We start from the raw sequence: 968 nt of genomic DNA, 5'->3' as shown, positions 1-968 counted from the left end.
ACGGCGATCGAGGACGTTCTTCTGCAGTAGCGCGAAGAAACTCTCCATGGCCGCATTGTCGCCGGCCGCACCGACCCGGCCCATGGAGCCGACCAGGCCGTGACGTGCGAGAACGGACACGAACTTCCGTGAGCGGAACTGCGATCCGCGATCGGAATGAACAATGCATCCGGCGACCTGGCCGCGACGGGCGACGGCGGATTCAAGGGCTCTCACCGCGAGGCTGGACTTCATCCGCGCGTCGATGGAATAGCCCACGATGCGGCCGGAGTACAGGTCCTTGACCGCGCAAAGATACAGCTTGCCCTCGCCGGTCGCGTGCTCGGTGATGTCCGTGAGCCACAGCCGGTTCGGCCCGGCTGTGGTGAAGTCCCGCCGCACCCGGTCATCGTGGACAGGCGGCCCGGCCTTGGCATTCTTCCCGCGGCCCCGTCGCTTGCCGAAGGCGCTCCACCAGCCGTTGTCCCGGCAGATCCGCCAGGCGGTCCGCTCGGCCATCGCCTCACCGGCCGCCCGGGCCTCGTCGAGGAGGAAGCGGTGGCCGAACTCGGGATCGTCGCGGTGCGCGTCGAACAGCGCGTTGGCCCGGTATGCCTCGGCCATCTCGGCGTCGGTGACCGGCCTGTCCAGCCACCGGTAGTAGGGCTGGCGGGCCAGCCCGAGCACCCGGCACGTCACCGCCACCGGCACCCTGTGAGGGGCATCGGCGGCGGCCAGCTCGCGGACGAGCGGGTACATCATTTTGCCGGCAGGTTCGCCTGCGACAGATACGCCGCAGCCCTCCTGAGGACCTCGTTCTCCTGCTCCAGCAGCCGGATGCGCTTGCGGGCCTCACGCAGCTCGGCCGACTCACCCGATGCCGTGGCGGGCCTGGCGCCCTCGTCGGTGTCGGCGCGGCGCAGCCACTTCGACAGAGCGATCGGGTGGACGCCGAAGTCGGCGGCGATCTGTTCCAGCGTGACGCCGGC

The 968-nt window shown here is 69.7% G+C and carries 1 pseudogene; it reads right to left on the bottom strand.

What is annotated here, in order from left to right:
- A pseudogene (locus ACSLTV_RS36105) lies at positions 1–968 on the bottom strand (IS3 family transposase); the annotation flags it as partial.

The organism is Streptomyces sp. bgisy159 (genome assembly GCF_965341775.1).
Taxonomy (GTDB): Bacteria; Actinomycetota; Actinomycetes; order Streptomycetales; family Streptomycetaceae; genus Streptomyces.
This window is presented reverse-complemented; position numbering and strand designations above follow the sequence as displayed.